At 70.8% G+C, this 15,093-nt stretch carries 16 protein-coding genes; 3 read left to right on the top strand and 13 right to left on the bottom strand.

Annotated features, from left to right (window positions below):
* Positions 1-70 precede the first annotated feature (70 nt).
* From G3I71_RS31660 to mftA, 9 genes are all read right to left on the bottom strand, one after another.
* Positions 71-760: a hypothetical protein gene (locus tag G3I71_RS31660; RefSeq protein ID WP_343243128.1), complete on the bottom strand. Its 690-nt coding sequence runs from the start codon at positions 758-760 to the stop codon at positions 71-73.
* A 98-nt stretch (positions 761-858) separates the two neighbouring features.
* Entirely contained in the window at positions 859-1,437 is a 579-nt protein-coding gene (locus G3I71_RS31655; protein WP_164319974.1) for a flavin reductase family protein, read from the bottom strand.
* On the bottom strand, positions 1,434-2,615 hold the full coding sequence (locus tag G3I71_RS31650; protein WP_164319972.1) for a hydroxylase: 1,182 nt from the start codon (positions 2,613-2,615) through the stop codon (positions 1,434-1,436). The genes G3I71_RS31655 and G3I71_RS31650 overlap by 4 nt, the downstream gene beginning before the upstream one ends.
* Positions 2,616-2,740: 125 nt before the next feature.
* The gene (gene mftF / locus G3I71_RS31645; protein WP_164319971.1) at positions 2,741-4,165 is read right to left on the bottom strand and encodes a mycofactocin biosynthesis glycosyltransferase MftF; all 1,425 of its coding nucleotides are present in this window, start codon (positions 4,163-4,165) and stop codon (positions 2,741-2,743) included.
* Positions 4,162-4,893 (bottom strand): mycofactocin biosynthesis peptidyl-dipeptidase MftE, encoded by a 732-nt coding sequence (gene mftE, locus G3I71_RS31640; protein ID WP_164319969.1) that lies wholly within the window; start codon positions 4,891-4,893, stop codon positions 4,162-4,164. Before mftE ends, mftF begins: the two co-directional genes overlap by 4 nt.
* A 2-nt stretch (positions 4,894-4,895) precedes the next feature.
* The gene (mftD, locus tag G3I71_RS31635; RefSeq protein WP_164319968.1) at positions 4,896-6,101 is read right to left on the bottom strand and encodes a pre-mycofactocin synthase MftD; all 1,206 of its coding nucleotides are present in this window, start codon (positions 6,099-6,101) and stop codon (positions 4,896-4,898) included.
* Positions 6,094-7,320 carry a mycofactocin radical SAM maturase gene (gene mftC / locus G3I71_RS31630; protein ID WP_164319966.1) on the bottom strand — a complete coding sequence of 409 codons (1,227 nt, stop codon included), beginning with the start codon at positions 7,318-7,320 and terminating at the stop codon, positions 6,094-6,096. The genes mftD and mftC overlap by 8 nt, the downstream gene beginning before the upstream one ends.
* Positions 7,317-7,601: a mycofactocin biosynthesis chaperone MftB gene (gene mftB / locus G3I71_RS31625; RefSeq protein ID WP_239149453.1), complete on the bottom strand. Its 285-nt coding sequence runs from the start codon at positions 7,599-7,601 to the stop codon at positions 7,317-7,319. The genes mftC and mftB overlap by 4 nt, the downstream gene beginning before the upstream one ends.
* An 8-nt stretch (positions 7,602-7,609) precedes the next feature.
* On the bottom strand, positions 7,610-7,756 hold the full coding sequence (gene mftA / locus G3I71_RS31620; RefSeq protein WP_164319965.1) for a mycofactocin precursor MftA: 147 nt from the start codon (positions 7,754-7,756) through the stop codon (positions 7,610-7,612).
* Between the two features lie 142 nt (positions 7,757-7,898).
* Between mftA and mftG the strand changes: the two genes are divergently transcribed.
* Positions 7,899-9,446 carry a mycofactocin system GMC family oxidoreductase MftG gene (mftG, locus tag G3I71_RS31615; protein ID WP_239149452.1) on the top strand — a complete coding sequence of 516 codons (1,548 nt, stop codon included), beginning with the start codon at positions 7,899-7,901 and terminating at the stop codon, positions 9,444-9,446.
* Positions 9,447-9,586: 140 nt separating this feature from the next.
* On the opposite strand, the gene mftR is transcribed toward mftG, so the two are convergent.
* Positions 9,587-10,276, bottom strand: a complete 690-nt coding sequence (gene mftR / locus G3I71_RS31610) for a mycofactocin system transcriptional regulator (RefSeq protein WP_343243127.1) — start codon at positions 10,274-10,276, stop codon at positions 9,587-9,589.
* 124 nt (positions 10,277-10,400) lie between these two features.
* Between mftR and G3I71_RS31605 the strand changes: the two genes are divergently transcribed.
* On the top strand, positions 10,401-10,808 hold the full coding sequence (locus tag G3I71_RS31605) for a CoA-binding protein (protein ID WP_164319964.1): 408 nt from the start codon (positions 10,401-10,403) through the stop codon (positions 10,806-10,808).
* 27 nt (positions 10,809-10,835) lie between these two features.
* On the opposite strand, the gene G3I71_RS31600 is transcribed toward G3I71_RS31605, so the two are convergent.
* A complete protein-coding gene (locus tag G3I71_RS31600) occupies positions 10,836-12,278 on the bottom strand; it encodes an alginate lyase family protein (RefSeq protein WP_164319962.1) in 1,443 nt (480 codons plus the stop codon).
* Positions 12,279-12,495: 217 nt separating this feature from the next.
* Between G3I71_RS31600 and G3I71_RS31595 the strand changes: the two genes are divergently transcribed.
* The gene (locus tag G3I71_RS31595) at positions 12,496-13,668 is read left to right on the top strand and encodes a 4-hydroxybenzoate 3-monooxygenase (protein ID WP_164320046.1); all 1,173 of its coding nucleotides are present in this window, start codon (positions 12,496-12,498) and stop codon (positions 13,666-13,668) included.
* A 67-nt stretch (positions 13,669-13,735) separates the two neighbouring features.
* Here G3I71_RS31595 and G3I71_RS31590 read toward each other — a convergent pair whose 3' ends face one another.
* Both G3I71_RS31590 and G3I71_RS31585 read right to left on the bottom strand, forming a co-directional pair.
* Positions 13,736-14,311 (bottom strand): YbaK/EbsC family protein, encoded by a 576-nt coding sequence (locus G3I71_RS31590; RefSeq protein WP_164319961.1) that lies wholly within the window; start codon positions 14,309-14,311, stop codon positions 13,736-13,738.
* Between the two features lie 43 nt (positions 14,312-14,354).
* Positions 14,355-14,927: a helix-turn-helix domain-containing protein gene (locus G3I71_RS31585; protein WP_164320045.1), complete on the bottom strand. Its 573-nt coding sequence runs from the start codon at positions 14,925-14,927 to the stop codon at positions 14,355-14,357.
* Positions 14,928-15,093: the final 166 nt, after the last annotated feature.

The raw sequence follows: 15,093 nt of genomic DNA, 5'->3' as shown, positions 1-15,093 counted from the left end.
CCCCTCGGCACGGCTGTGGCCCCGCGACATTCGTCGCGGGGCCACAGCCGTCCTGGCCGTCCTGGCCGTCCTACACGGTCACCGGTTCGTTGTCCGGCTTGTCGGCCAGCTCCTTCTCCTCGTTCGTGATCGCTTTCAGCAGCACGTACGGTGTGGCGATCTTCCACACGGCGTACGCGACCGAGGGAATGATGTTCGCGAGAATTCCGTTCCAGGCGAGCGGCCCGTCCTGGTTGAGGAAGACGAAGGCGCCCGGGATGAGCGTCACTCCCAGCACGATGCTCAGCCAGCCGTACCAGCGCGGGAAGAGCGGTTTCTCCCGGGTGTGGTCGATGAACGCGGCGTATCCGATCGACCAGACCTGGAGGACGAAGATGCAGGCGTTGCCCACGAACATCAGCCAGAAGATGTCGACCATCGCGGTCAGGACGTCGACGGAGTGAGCCTCCGGCCGGTAGGCCGCGGCGGCGAGGATCGCGAGCGGGAAGAAGAACCCGAGCGGGGCCACCACGCCCGTGGTGAGCTGGGTCATGGACAGCAGTCCCCAGCCGCCCTCGACCCGGCGCAGCTGCAGGCTCGTCACGATGACGTACGGGTACTCGAACGGAACGAGCAGAACCATCAGGGCGACACAGGTGAGGATCCCCGTGCGATGGTCCTTGAGGAAGGCGACGACGTCATCGGGGCTCTCCGTCGGGCTCATCGGCGGCGTGAGGTGACCCACCGCGAACGCGATGAGGAATCCCACGAAGAGGATCACGCCACACCACGCCGAAATTCTCTGCAGTCTTATATAGAGGTCTTTCTTCATTGCGGCTCCCTTGTGTACCGACCGGTTTCTACCGGTTCCTTCGGTGTCTACCGACCGATCTCGTCCCAGCCGACGAGCCTGTCCATGAGCACGCTCGCGCTCGACAGGTAGTCGCCGTATCCGCTCCGGAAGAACAGCAGCGGGGTCTTCATCGACTCGACGCGCAGGTCCCGGACCCGCCCGACGACCAGCAGGTGATCGCCGATCTCGACGATCTGTTCCACCGTGCAGTCGACCCAGGCGATGATCCCGTCCAGCACGGGACTGCCCAGAGCCGACGCCTGCCATGTGGCGCCCTCGAACCGTTGCCCGGCCGGCCCCGCCGCCAGCTGCCGCGACAGCCGCTCCTGGTTGCCCGCGAGCGCGTTGGCGCAGAAGCGGCCAGCGGTCCTGATCGTCCGCAGGGTCGCGGAGGAGCTGTCTGCCAGGAAGGACACCAGGGGCGGGTCCAGCGACACGGACGTGAAGGTACCGACGACCATCCCGTGCGGTCGTTCCTCGGCGTCCGTGGTGGTGATGGCGACCACGCTCGTGGGGAAGTTGCCCAGGACGTCGCGGAACCGTCGCCCGTCGATCACGTGCGCGTCCGCGTCCGCCGTCCGGGAGTGCGTCGCGCCGTCGCTCATATCAGGATGCGCATCGGTTCGGGCAGTTCGAGGCCCATCGCGGCCAGCGCGTTCGCGTGATACGCGGCGCCCGGCACATGGATCATGTGCTGGAGTCCGACATGCGCGTCGCGCCAGTACCTCTGCATCGGGTTGCCCTTCCGGATCGCGTTGCCGCCGGAGCGGGCGAAGATCTCGTCCAGGGCGGCGACGGCCCGCCAGGCGCACCGGACCTGGTTGCGCCGTACGTTGGCCCGGTCCTCCAGGCTGATCGGCTTGCCCGCCTCGACCTGGTCGTACAACCGGCTGATGCCGTCGAGGAGTTGCACCCGGGAGGCGGCGATCTCGGCCGCGGCCTCGCCGGCGGCGTAGAGGACGTACGGGTCGTCGCGCACCTGAACGCCGGTCACGGCGACCCGTTCCTTCTGCTGGGACAGGTGCAGGGCGAGGGCGCCCTCGCAGATGCCGACGACGGCCGCGGTGATGCCGAGCGGGAACATGGAACTGAACGGCAGCTTGTAGAGGGTGTCGGTCAGCCCGATCGCCTCCGCCGCGGTGCCCTCCTGGACCATCTCCTGGCGGACCGTGCGGTACTCGGGGATGAACGCCTTGTCGACGACGACGTCCTTGCTGCCGGTGCCGGACAGGCCGACGACGTCCCAGGTGCCGTCGATGATCTCGTAGTCCTCGCGGGGCAGCACCACGTGCAGCACGGTGATGGGCCCCGCGGGCCTGCCCTTGCCGTCCCCGAGCAGCGCGCCGAGGAAGTCCCACCTGCAGTGGTCGCTCCCCGAGGAGAACGGCCAGCGACCGCTGAGGACATATCCGCCGTCGACCGGGTCGGCGATACCGTTGGGCATGTACGGCGAGGCGATCCAGGTGTCCGGGTCGTCGTTCCAGACTTCCTGCGCGAGCTTGGGGTTCATCTGGGCGAGCTCCCACGGGTGCACGCCGACCACACCGCACACCCAGCCCGCCGCCCCGTCGTGCCGGGCGACCTCCATGACCGCCTCGGCGAACTCCCGGGGGTGGGCCTCGTAGCCGCCGTACGCCTTCGGCTGCAGCATCCTGATCACACCGGCCGAGCGGAGCAGTTCCACCGTCCGGTCGCTCAGTTTGCCGAGTGACTCGTTCTCGTCGGCGAGTGCGGCCAGTTCGGAACCCAGCTCCTCGACACGACCGACCACTTCATGCGTCACGCCGCACACCTCCTGGTGACTGATCCCTCGCGTACGCCGCATGTCTTCGGCGGCAGGATGTCCTCAGTGTCGTGACGCCCCCCGAGGCCCGCTGAGCACTTTCCGCTGACCGGGACAGGCTCGCCTCAGCGGGTGACGCGGGGCCGCAGCGCGGCGGTGGAGCGGCCCTTGAGGGCGGAGAACCACACGCCGGCGCCGTAGGCGAGGTCGTCGAGCCGACGGGCGACGCCGTAGCGGAGCGGGTCCAGTGAGTCGTCACCGCGCCGGTACTCAAGTGCGATGTCGGCCAAAGCCGCGACCGCGGCGGCCCGGCGCATCCGCCGGGACACCAGGCAGCCGACGGCGGTGAGCGGCCACCAGTGCCGGGTGAGCAGCGCGGAGGTCTGCGCCAGGGTGGCGAGCGCGCCGTTGCCCGCGAGCGGCACGGCCAGCCGGTACGGATGCCGGGTACCGTCGAACTTACGGCCGATGCGCAGGACGACGACCCCGAGGACGGTCCCCGCGACCGGCGCCGACCAGCGCCGCTGGGCGAGCAGCGCGGCAGCGAACACCGCGCTCCAGGGCGCGAACACGGCCGGTGCGATGAACTCGGGATGCCGCAGGGCGAGCGGATGCGCCCCGGTCCCGTACACGGCCTTGCGCAGGAACCAGTCGCCCAGCCGCACCCGATGCTCGTGGGAGGCACGGACGGCGGGCTCGTAACGCACCCGCAGCCCCGCTCGGACCATCCGCCAGCACAGGTCGACGTCCTCCCCCACCCGCATCCCCTCGTCGAACCCGTGCCCGTCCCGCAGCGCGTCCACCCGCGCCACCGCACAGGCCGTCGGCGCCCAGGAGACGGGCGTACCGGGGCGCACCGCGGCCGGGTGGGCGCCGAGGTCGAGGGAGGACCGGGTGTTCTCGTACCGCTCGATCCACGTCGTGGCGTCGCCGGTCAGACCGGTGATGCGGGGTACGGCCATGGCGACCCGGGGATCGGTGAAGTGCCGGAGCAGGGTCGGCACCGTGTCGGGGTCCAGCACGATGTCGGAGTCGGCGAGGACGACGTACGGCGTGGTCACGTGGCGGAGTCCGGCGTTGCGCGCACCGGCGGGGCCGGCGTTCGTGTCCAGGGCGACCAGCCGGGCGCCGTACCGGGCGGCGACGGCCGCCACGGCCGCCGGGTCGCGCGAGGCGTCGTCGACCACGATCACGGGAGGCCGCGTACCGCCCGTACTGCCCGTACCTCCTGTGCCGATGCTGCGCAGCAGCCGGTCCAGTTGACGCGGACGGTCGCGGACCGGGATCACGACCGTGTACCGGGGGTCGGGCGGCGTCGGCAGCGAGGCGATGACGGGATGCGCCATGCCGCAGTCGAGCAGCCGGTCCGCGAGGAGCGCACTCGCCGCGTCCCGTACGGGAATTGTCCGGCCGACGAGGAGTCCGCGGGCCCGTGGCGTCAGCCGCAGCAGCCGGGTGGGGAACCCGCCGACGAGCGAGCGGCCTCCGTCGACGACCTTGGTGTGCCGGTCGAACGCGACGACCACGCCGACTCCGACGGGAAGCGTCATGGTCGTACGGCTTCGGGCCGGCGGGCCGGATCGGCGAGGCGGCCCCGGTCGTCGACCGTCCACCCGCCGATCCGGCGGATCGCGGCCGACACCATCGCGTCCATCGTCCGGCGGCCCTCCTCGGCACAGGCCCCGGCGGGATCGCCGAGGACGCCGGTGGGCGAGACCGCCCGGACGCCGTGAGCCACGAGGTCCGGCAGGAGGTCGGCCACGGGGCGCGTGTCGCCCGCGACGGCGGCGTCGAGCCGCACACGCTCCGGGTCCAGGTGCAGCATCAGGGAGGTCTCCGTGCGGCCGGCGTGCGCGTCGCCGCCGGGTGTCCCGCAGCCCGTCCAGGCGATGTCGTGGCCCTCGGCGCGCAACAGGCCGAGGGCCGTGTCGAGGGCGGCGGTGTTGCCGCCGTGACCGTTGACGAACACGACGCGGCCCGCCCACAGGGAGAGGGAGCGCGTCAGTTCCACGACCACCGCGCACAGCGCCTCGTGCCCGATCGATACGGTGCCCGGGAAGTGCGCGTGCTCGCCACTGGCTCCGTAGGTGATCGGCGGTGCCACCCACGACCCGGGCAGGGCGTCCGCCGTGCGCTGTACGACGGCACGGGCGACGACGGTGTCGGTGTCGAGCGGCAGATGCGGGCCGTGCTGCTCGGTGGACCCGACCGGTACGAGCACCAGCGCGCCGGACGGTACGGCCGGCCAGACCGCGTCGGCCAGGACGTGCGCCGCCATGGTCAGGCGACCGGGGCGGGACCCGGCAGGTCTGCGCCCCCCAGGGTCAGTGGGAAACCCGGCGGTATCACCAGGTCCTGGGGCGACAGTTCGTGGACGGAGGAGTGGCCGAGGCCCAGTACGGCCGAGTCGAGGCCGCCGCGCAGGATGTCCAGCACGTTCTCCACACCGGCCTGCCCGTTGGCGGCCAGGCCCCACAGATAGGCGCGGCCGATCAGGACGGCTCGGGCGCCGAGGGCGAGGGCCTTCGCGACATCGCTGCCGCGCCGGATGCCGCCGTCCAGCAGGACTTCGATCTGGTCGCCGACCGCCTCCGCGACGGAGGGGAGCACGCGGATCGTGGCCGGGGTGGTGTCCAGGTTGTTCCCGCCGTGATTGGACACGGACAGGGCCGACACCCCGGCGTCGACCGCCCGTCTGGCGTCGTCGACCCGGGTCACCCCCTTGAGCAGGAACGGGCCGCCCCATTCCGCACGCAGCCACTTGACGTCCTCCCAGGTGGGCGGCGCGGTCTGCATCCACTCGCCGTAGGCACCGAAGAAGGTGGGCGCCTCGCCGCCGGGGGCTCGCAGGTTGGGCACGGTGAGGTCGGGGACGCGGCCGGACCTGGCGTAGCGCCACAGCCAGCCGGGCCGGGGCAGCACGTCGGGGGCGAACTTCAGCATGGTCCTGAGATCGAGCTTCTCCGGGATCGCGGGGCTGCCCCAGTCACGGCCGTGGGAGAACGACCAGTCCAGGGTGACGATGAGCGCCTTGGCGCCCGCCGCCCTGGCCCGGTCCATGCGCTGGACCATCGCGCTGCGCGTGCCGCTCCAGTACAGCTGGTAGAAGAAGTCCGGCTGGGCTTCGGAGACCTCCTCCACCGGCTTGCTCGCGAACGAGCTGAGGCCCATGACGACGCCCCGGTTCGCGGCGGCCCGTGCGACGGCCACCTCACCGTCCGGGTCGACCGCCTGTACGCCGGTCGGCGAGATGAGCACGGGCAGCGCGGTGGGCACGCCCAGAACCGTCGTCGACAGGTCGCGCTGCGCGTGATGGCCCACGACGCGCGGGGCGAAGCCCAGTTCGGCGAAGGCCGTGATGTTGTCGTCGATGGTGCGCCCACGCTCGGAACCCGCGACGAGCGCGCCGTAGACGGAACTCGGCAGCCGCTTCCTGGCCCGGCGCTGCGCCTCGGCGACCGTCTCGAACCAGGGGTTCCTAGCCATGTCTCGCGTCCTTTCCGGTGGGCGTCAACTCCAGCCCGGCCAACGGGTGTTCGTCGCAGTCACTCACCGGTGGCCTGACCGGTGGCCGCCGGGTGAGGACGAGGTCCACCGTCCTTCGGGAGTGGTCGCCGGACGGCTTGGGCACCCCGGTTCCGTCACGCTTGGCCAGCAGTTCCTCGCCGTATCCCTGTACGCACTCGGGGTCGGGGCCGTCCAGCGGCAGCCCGGTGAAGAACTTCGCGGCCATGCAGCCGCCCTTGCAGGTGTCGTAGAACGCGCAGGAGGCGCAGGCCCCGCCGTGCTGCGGGGTCCGCAGGCGCCGGAACAGCTCCGAGCCGCGCCACACCCCCGAAAAGCCACCCGGCTCACGGACGTTGCCCGCGAGGAACTCGTCGTGGATGGCGAACGGACAGGCGTAGACGTCGCCGACCGGGTCGATCAGACACACAACGCGTCCGGCGCCGCACAGGTTGAGACCGGGCAACGCCTCGCCGTACGCGGAGAGATGGAAGAAGGAGTCCCCGGTCAGCACGTTCTCGCCGTGCGCCAACAGCCAGTCGTACAGCTCGCGTTGCTGTCCGGCCGTCGGATGCAGGTCGTCCCAGACGTCGGCGCCCCGTCCGGAGGGCCGCAGCCGGGTCAGGCGCAGTTGGGCGCCGAAGCGGTCGGCGAGCGCCTTGAAGGCGTCCAGCTGCGGGATGTTGTGCCGGGTGCAGACCACGGAGATCTTGAAGTTCCGCATTCCGGCGGCGGCGAGGTTCTCCAGCGCCCGCAGCGCCGTCGCGTACGAACCGGCCCCGCGTACGGCGTCGTTGACGTCGGCGGTCGCGCCGTCGAGGGAGATCTGGACGTCCACGTAGTCGTTACGGGCCAGGCGGGCGGCGGCGTCGGGGGTGATGCGGACGCCGTTGGTGGAGAACTTCACGCCCACGTGGTGTGCGGTGGCGTAGTCCAGGAGTTCCCAGAAGTCGGCGCGGACGGTCGGTTCGCCCCCGCCGATGTTGACGTAGAAGACCTGCATGGCCTCCAGCTCGTCGATGACGGCCTTGGCCTCCTCGGTGCTCAGCTCACGGGGGTCGCGCCTGCCGGAGCTGGACAGACAGTGGGAGCAGGCCAGGTTGCAGGCGTAGGTCAGCTCCCAGGTGAGGCAGATCGGCGCGTCGAGCCCGTGCTCGAACAGGTCGACCAGCCGTGGCGTGGCAGCGACGGGAGTGGTCATGATGTCCTTCCGACGACCATCGACGACTGGACGAGAACCGCCAACGCCCGGCCGTAGCGCGGTAGTTCGTCCTCACCGAGGCCCGCTGTCAGGCAGGCGGCGCGGGCCGTGGGCGCCTGCGCGAGGGACTGGACGACGGCCAGCAGTCGACGGTCCTTGAGGAACGAGAGCTTGCGGGTCCCGAAGTGGTAGAGCAGCGCGCCGAAGGGTTCCGGGCGCACGGAGACCTGAGGATGCAGGTCCCAGGCCCGGTCTAGGTCCATGAGGACAGCCGTGGTCATGGCGCGGCCTAGTAGACGCCGCACATGCCGTCGATGGAGATCTCCTCGACGAGGTCGTCCGCCTCGATCAGCGACTCCAACGACTCTTCGGCAGGGGTCTCCCCACCCCGGATCTCGGTGGCCGGGACGGACTGGGTTACGTGGATCTCGGTCATGCGACTCTCCCTGTACATCGCTCCCATCGGACATTCGGAGAATAATGGCACCGGGTGCCGAAAGTGAAGGGGCGGGGCGCCACGAGAACTGCGAGGGACACCCGAGGGACATGCGAGAGACACAGGAGAAGGCCAACTCCCCATGAAACAGGCACAGATGACGCACGACGTCATCGTCATAGGGGCCGGCGGCAGCGGAGCCGCGCTCGCGGCCCGGCTGACGGAGGACCCCGATCGCACCGTGCTGGTACTGGAGTCCGGCCCGGTACCCCGTCAACTCTCGGCATTCCCGGCCGAGTTGCTGGACGCACGGCTCGTGCCCGGTGCGCAGCCCGGGAATCCCGCGGTGCAGCCGTACCCGGCGCACCTCACACCGCGCCGGCCGTACACGGTCGTCCGGGGGCGCTTCCTCGGCGGCTCGACCACCGTCAACGGCGGGTACTTCGTGCGAGCCCGGCGCGAGGACTTCGACCGGTGGTCGGCGGCGGGCGGTCCCGTCTGGTCGTACGACGGTGTGCTGCCGTTCCTACGGGCGCTGGAGACCGACCTCGACCACGGCGCCGACGCGTCGCACGGGGCTGCCGGCCCGGTGCGGGTACGGCGCACGGACCTGCGGCACCCCGCCGCCATCGCGTTCCGGGAAGCGGCCCACCACCTGGGTTTTCCACCGGAGCCCGACAAGAACGCCCAGCAGGAACCGGGGTTCGGACCGGTCCCGTGCAACGTGGTCGACGGAGTGCGCCTCAACACCGGCGTCAGTTACCTGCTGCCCGTGCTCGACCGGCCCAACCTGACGATGCGGGGCGGCAGTACGGTCCACCGGATCGTCGTCGAGCACGGCCGCGCGACCGGCGTGGTCGTCGAACGCGACGGGCACCGCGAGCTCTTGGAGTGCGGCGAAGTCGTCCTGTGCGCGGGGGCGTTGCGCTCCCCGCACCTGCTGCACCTCTCGGGCGTCGGACCGCGCGCCGACCTGGACCGCCTCGGCATCCCCGTCGTCCAGGACGCCCCCGCCGTCGGAGCCCGGTTCGGCGACCATCCCCAGGTCGTCCTGGAGTGGACGCCCCGCTCACCCCTCCCCGAACCGGCCGGCTCCTGGCTCGGCGGGGGCCTGCACCTGCCGTCGTCGGACGGCGACCACCCGGGCGGCGACCTGGAGATCCTCCAGTCACTCGTCCCCCTGCCCGGACTGATCGGCGGGACGGTGACCGTGCCCGGAGCACCCCTCGCTCCCCTCGCGTTCCTCGTGTCCGTCCAGTCACCCGGCCTCGGGGGCCGTATGCGCACCCGGTCCACCGACCCCGCCGTGCCCCCGAGCCTCGACTACAACTATCTGCGGACCCCCGAGGACAGGCGCCGGATGCGCGAAGCCGTCCGCACGACCGCCGCACTGCTCGCCACCCCCGCCTTCGACAGGGTGTCCGCCGGTCTCGTCGAGCCGGGCCCCGGGGTACTGGACGACGACCGGTCGCTCGACACCTGGATCCACGCCCACCTCGGCACCTCTCACCACACCTGCGCCACGGCCCCCATGGGCCCCGCCGTCGACCCGTACGGGAGGGTGCACGGCATACACGGTCTCCGAGTCGCGGACACCTCGATCCTCCCCTCGGCCCCACTACGCGGCCCGGCGGCGACCGCCGTCCTCATCGGCGAGCTGATCGCGAACGCGATGCGCTCCGCGGGATAGGCGGTTCATTGGGCCGGTGGGCCCCGTAAGGGGCGCGGGGCTGTATCGGTATGCGGCTCTGCCGCGTGGGCGCGACCAGCCACGACGGCGCCGCACCGAACCGACAACCCCTCGCAGCAGCTCTCCCGGCGCACCATGGGTCACGGACCGGGGAAGGCCCCGTCGAACCCAACGGCGAGCTGCCGCATCGCCTGATCCAGAAGCACGCCAAGGTTCGCCTCCTCGTCCGTCAGCCAGTGCTCGTACGCGGCGATGCACGCGGCCAGAGCGGCATGACCGAGCAGCCTCGGCAGCAGGTCGGACACCGGACGGCCCATGCGCCGCGCGGCGAACTCCGTGACGAGCGCACGCCACGTCGTGTAGCGAACCGTCGAGTCGGCGTGGAGCGTCGGCACCCGCAGGATCAGCGTCATCCGTTGCCGGTGCCAGGGCACCACCGCCGGGTCGAAACGGTTGAACTCGACCACCGCGCCGCACAGCGCGTCCATCATCGGAGCGGCCGGATCGGTCGCCGCCAGCAGGTGCTCCAGCCTCACCAGCTGGTCCTCGAAGTCGCCCCACACGAGGTCGTTCTTGGAGGCGAAGTAGCGGAAGAAGGTACGGCGGCCGATGCCGGCGGCGGCCGCGATGTCGTCGACCGTCGTCGCGTCGAATCCCTGCTGGGCGAACAGTTCGAAGCCCAGGCGTTCGAGAGCGGCCCGCGAGGTGACCCGCGGCCGGCCCGTACGGGTCGTCCCTTCCCGGGCGTCACCGCCCGCCCGGTACTCCGCCGACCGCACCCCCGCCGCTCCGCCCGCCACGCTCTCCCGCCGTCCCGTGTCAGCAACCACACCGCACATCATGCATCGGCCGAGCCCCCGGACACCCACCCCGGCGGCAACGCGGGGAATCATCGCCGACGGGCCGCTGTTGTCACGCACGACAGCGGCTGTACGAATCCCAAGGAGGCCGGGCGTGTACGGCGACCCAGCGACGATCCGCAAGATCCTGACCGGGCTCGGCGACACCTGGGCGATCGTGGGCCTGTCGTCGAACCAGCAGCGGGCCGCGTACCGCGTGGCCGAGGTGCTCCAGCGGCACGGCAAGCGGATCGTCCCCGTGCACCCGAAGGCCGAGACGGTTCACGGGGAGCAGGGCTACGCCTCGCTGGCCGACATCCCCTTCGACGTCGATGTCGTCGACGTGTTCCTGAACAGCGACCTCGCCGGTCAGATCGCCGACGAGGCCTCCGCCATCGGTGCCAAGGCCGTCTGGTACCAGCTCGGCGTCATCGACGAGGCCGCGTACGACCGCACCCGCGCCGCCGGCCTCGACATGGTCATGGACCGCTGCCCGGCCATCGAGCTGCCCCGCCTCGGCTGACCCTCGCACTGTCCCGTTCCGACAGCCTCACTGTGCCGGCCCACCGGACCGGCCCCGTCGCCGCAGCAGCAGAAGTCCGCCCGCGAGAGCGGTGATTCCGGTCGCGGCGGTCCAGGCGACGAAGTCCGTCGTACCGGTCGCGGCAAGGTCCTCGGCCTCGCCGCCCTGGGCAGTCGCACCGGCCGAAGGCGACGCACCCGCCCCACTGGCGCTCGCGCTCTCCCTGCCGGCACTCGCACCTGGGCTCGGACTCACGCTCGCGATCGCCCTGTCCCGGGTGAACGCCAGTGTCCCGAAGCCCAGTTGGTCGTATCCCCCGCTGTTGGGGCCGTAGTCACCGCCGCCGCCCTCAGGGGACGCCTGGGCGGCGATGCGGGTCAGGTAGGTCGCGGACAGACCCCGGCGCCTGGTGTAGTGGTTGGCGATCATGGCCCAGATCGGCCGGGTCATCGCCGGGTCCACGGCGGCGGCACCGGTCGTGCTCTCGCTGCCCGACCAGCCGCCCACCGCACCCTTCCTGCGGGTGTTCGCCGTGTACGGCACCTCACCTCCCATGCTCCACCTGGCCACGTACTGGGCGCCCTTGAGGAAGCGGCTGTCGTCGTAGCCGTACAGGTCGATGCCCTGGTTCCAGGCCATCTCACAGACCGTGCCCATCAGGCCGACGCCGAGCAGCGCGTGCCCCTGGTCGCGGCCCGCCTCGACCCATTCGCCGAGTCCCTGGTCGTCGTGAACGACCGGGATGGCGTTCTTGACGGAGCCCATGCCGGCGCCGTGCTTGAAGTACTCGACGGCCCGGTCGATCCTGTCGCGGTCGTCGCACAGGATCCCGACGGCCAGGACGCAGGCGATGGCCGTGAGGTCCCAGTTGGCCCAGTAGTTGGTGATGACGGCGCCGTTGTGGTTCGTCAGGAAGTCCTCGCCGAGCGGACAGAAGACGTCCAGCATCATCTTCTGGAAGCGGGCGAGGTCGAAGTCACTGTGGTCGCGCACGAGTTCGGCCGCGTTGGCGAACTGGTAACCGTAGAGACCCGCCGCGAGGAACCGGTCGGCCGAGCCCGCCACCTCGGTCAGCGTCGCCGACCAGGCGTTGAGGATCGCGACGGCGGTGTCCGCGTACGCGCTCTCACCGGTGACATGCCGGCGCAGGGCGTTCTGGTAGGCCGCGTGGATGTCGTTGTAGAGGATCGCGTAGTTCTGCGGCGAGCCCGAGCCCCGGTAGACCGTGGCCTGCGGGTTGGCCGTCCAGCCGCTCTGCGCGTGGCGGTTGGCGGTCAGCCGCGCGAATCCCGCCGTGTACGGCGCCGCCCCGGCCTTCACCTTCTTCGCCATCCGGTCCAGGTCTGTCCGGGTGTGCAGCATGCCCGGGTGGACGAGACCCGCGCCGGCCGCCATGGCCTGCGGGGCGGCGAGGGTCGTACCGACAGTGCCGGCGACGGCGCCCGCCGTCACGCCGGTGAACTTCAACATGCCGCGACGGCTGATCCCTGTGTTCAAAGCTCCGGTCCTTGGCTCTGGGGGGTGAGTTGCTCTCGGAGTTACGGAGAGGAGACGCGCTCCAGGGCCGCCGATAACGAAAAGTGCGGGTTACCCGACCACGGCGGGCGGTCGCCATAATGCTCGGGTGACTTTCGCCTCACCTCCCCCCGGCCGCACGCCCGACTCCCCCTCCACGCAACGGTTTCCGGTGGTGATCGTGGGCGCCGGACCCGCCGGGCTCACCGTCGGGAACATCCTGCGGGCCGCCGGCCTCGACTGTGTGGTGCTGGAGACGGAGAGCCGGGAGTTCATCGAGCAGCACCCCCGGGCCGGGTTCATCGAGGAGTGGGCGGTACGCGCGCTCCAACAGCGGGGCCTGGCAGACACGTTGCTGGAGCGGGCCGGTACGCACACGAAGTGCGAGTTCCGGTTCGACGGTCGACGCCATCGCTTCGAGTACGCCGAGCTGTCGGGCCACCGCCACTTCGCCTACCCCCAGCCGCTGCTGGTGACGGACCTGGTGCGCGAGTACGCCGACGTGCGCGGCGGCGACATCCGCTTCAGTGTGCGGGACGTGCTCGTCCACGACCTCGACACCGACCGGCCCGCGGTGTCCTACGTCTCCGCGGAGACCGGCCAACGGGAGTATGTGCAAGGCGAGTTCATCGCCGGATGCGACGGGGCACGCGGGGTGACCCGTACCGCGATTCCGGCTGCGCACGCCCGCGTCGCGCGGCACGACTACGGCATCGGCTGGCTGGCGCTTCTCGCCGAGGCGCCGCCGTCCAACGACTGCGTGATGTTCGGCATCCACCCGCGCGGCTTCGCCGGGCACATGGCCCGGGGACCCGAGGTCACCCGCTACTACCTGGAATGCCCGCCCGGCGACGACCCGGAGAACTGGCCGGACGAACGCGTCTGGGCCGAACTCCACGAACGCCTGGACGCGTTGGGCGCGCCCCCGCTCAACGAGGGCCGCCTGATCGAGAAGCGCGTTCTCGACATGCACAACTACGTCGTGGAACCCATGCAGTTCGGTCGGTTGTTCCTGGCCGGCGACGCGGCCCACCTGACCGCTCCCATCGCCGCCAAGGGAATGAACCTCGCCCTGCACGACGCCTTCCTGCTCGGCGACGGACTCGTCGACTACCTCACGAAGGGCGACCCCGACGCCCTCAACGACTACTCGAAGGCGTGTCTGCGGCGCGTCTGGCAGTACCAGGAGTTCTCCCTGTGGCTGTCCGACATCTATCACGGGGCGTCGTCGGGCGACCCGTTCCGCTCGGGCACGACCCTGGCCCGCCTCCGCCGCATCCTCAACTCCCCAGCAGCCGCGGCGGCGTTCGCCGACGTGTACATCGGCAAGGACGCGGACCACTGAAACCGGAATTCACGACACCCCGTACCTGACACCGGCCCGCCAACAGCCCGCCGCCCGCCGCCCGCCGTCAGTTGACGCCCAGCCCGTCCACCACCACAGCACCCGGAAGCCCGGCGAACGCCTTCCCCGGCACCAGCAGCTTGCCGCGCCGCCGCCCGCTGCCGACCAGCACCCAGGGGAGGTCGATGACGGCCGAGTCGACCAACAGGGGCCAGGCGTCAGGGAGTCCGATCGGCGTGATGCCTCCGTACTCCATGCCGCTCTCCCCGACAGCCGTGTCCATCGGCGCGAACGAGGCCTTGCGGGAGCCGAGTTGGCGGCGCACCACTCCGTTCACATCGACCCGGGTGGTGGAGAGGACGAGACACGCGGCGAGGGTGGTCTCGCCACCGCGCTTGCCGGCCACGACCACACAGTTCGCCGACTGTTCGAGCAGGTCCCGCCCATAGTGCTCGACGAAGACGGCGGTGTCCGCCCATTCCGGGTCGGTGTCGACGTACAGGATCTGGTCAGCGGGCACTCCCCCGGAGGGGGCACCCTCAGCCGTCCAGCGCCGTACGGCGTCGGCGACCGGGCCGACGAGTTCGCCGAGGCAGTCCGGGGCCGGGGTGACGGTGTCGAAGTCTCCGATGGGGGCGCGCATGACGGCACGCTAACAGCCCCGGGCGACCACCCGGCCGGGCGTCTCAGCTCACCGGCGGGACCGACACCGACATCAGCATCTCCAGCGGTTCGGCGCCGTCATTGCCGTACGTGTGGGGGACGTTGGCCTCGAAGGTGACGCTCGCGCCCGCTGGGACACGGTGTTCGCCTCCGTCGACCGTGAGCGTCAGTTCGCCCGCCGTGACGTGGAGGATCTCGAACGTGCCCGCGGGGTGCGGGTCGGACGGGCTGCTTTCGCCGGGCATGAGATGCCAGTCCCACAGCTCCAGCGGGCCCGGCGCCTCGGTGCCCGCGAGGAGCCGGTTGTAGCTGCCGGCGTCGGTGTGCCACAGCCGCACGGCCTGGTCGGCGGCGACGATACGGACCTTCGGGCCCTGTTCCTGGTCGAGCAGGGTGGTGATGCTGACGCCGAGCGCGTCACCGATCTTCACGACCGTGCCGAGGCTGGGGTTGGTGCGGGCCTGCTCGATCTGGATGAGCATCCCGCGGCTCACCCCGGCACGGGCGGCGAGCGCCTCCAGGGTGAAACCGCGCTCGGCACGCCAGCGCTTCACACTGCGCGCCAGCGACTGGGTCAACAGGTCGAGGTCCGACAACGTTCCGTCCAAGTTCTCGTCCGACACTCTTGTCTTCGGCCTTGCCTTCGCCCTCGTCTTCAGGATCTCATCCTGCCGCACGATCCCGAGTGCAAGATTATGGATGACAAGGTTCACTCCACTGCACTACCGTGTGGTGCACCGAACTGTTCACTCCACTGTACTG

This window comes from Streptomyces sp. SID12501, assembly GCF_010550245.1.
Lineage (GTDB): Bacteria > Actinomycetota > Actinomycetes > Streptomycetales > Streptomycetaceae > Streptomyces.
The sequence above is the reverse complement of the archived record's forward strand: the minus strand, read 5'-3'. Positions and strand labels throughout refer to the sequence as shown.

Coding starts and splice junctions, on each gene's coding strand:
- mftB (WP_239149453.1), bottom strand. CDS start 7,601: ATGACCACGGCTGTCCTCATGGACCTAGACCGGGCCTGGGACCTGCAT.
- G3I71_RS31655 (WP_164319974.1), bottom strand. CDS start 1,437: ATGAGCGACGGCGCGACGCACTCCCGGACGGCGGACGCGGACGCGCAC.
- mftD (WP_164319968.1), bottom strand. CDS start 6,101: ATGGCTAGGAACCCCTGGTTCGAGACGGTCGCCGAGGCGCAGCGCCGG.
- mftF (WP_164319971.1), bottom strand. CDS start 4,165: ATGACGCTTCCCGTCGGAGTCGGCGTGGTCGTCGCGTTCGACCGGCAC.
- mftC (WP_164319966.1), bottom strand. CDS start 7,320: ATGACCACTCCCGTCGCTGCCACGCCACGGCTGGTCGACCTGTTCGAG.
- G3I71_RS31600 (WP_164319962.1), bottom strand. CDS start 12,278: ATGTTGAAGTTCACCGGCGTGACGGCGGGCGCCGTCGCCGGCACTGTC.
- mftA (WP_164319965.1), bottom strand. CDS start 7,756: ATGACCGAGATCCACGTAACCCAGTCCGTCCCGGCCACCGAGATCCGG.
- mftG (WP_239149452.1), top strand. CDS start 7,899: ATGAAACAGGCACAGATGACGCACGACGTCATCGTCATAGGGGCCGGC.
- mftE (WP_164319969.1), bottom strand. CDS start 4,893: ATGGCGGCGCACGTCCTGGCCGACGCGGTCTGGCCGGCCGTACCGTCC.
- G3I71_RS31590 (WP_164319961.1), bottom strand. CDS start 14,311: ATGCGCGCCCCCATCGGAGACTTCGACACCGTCACCCCGGCCCCGGAC.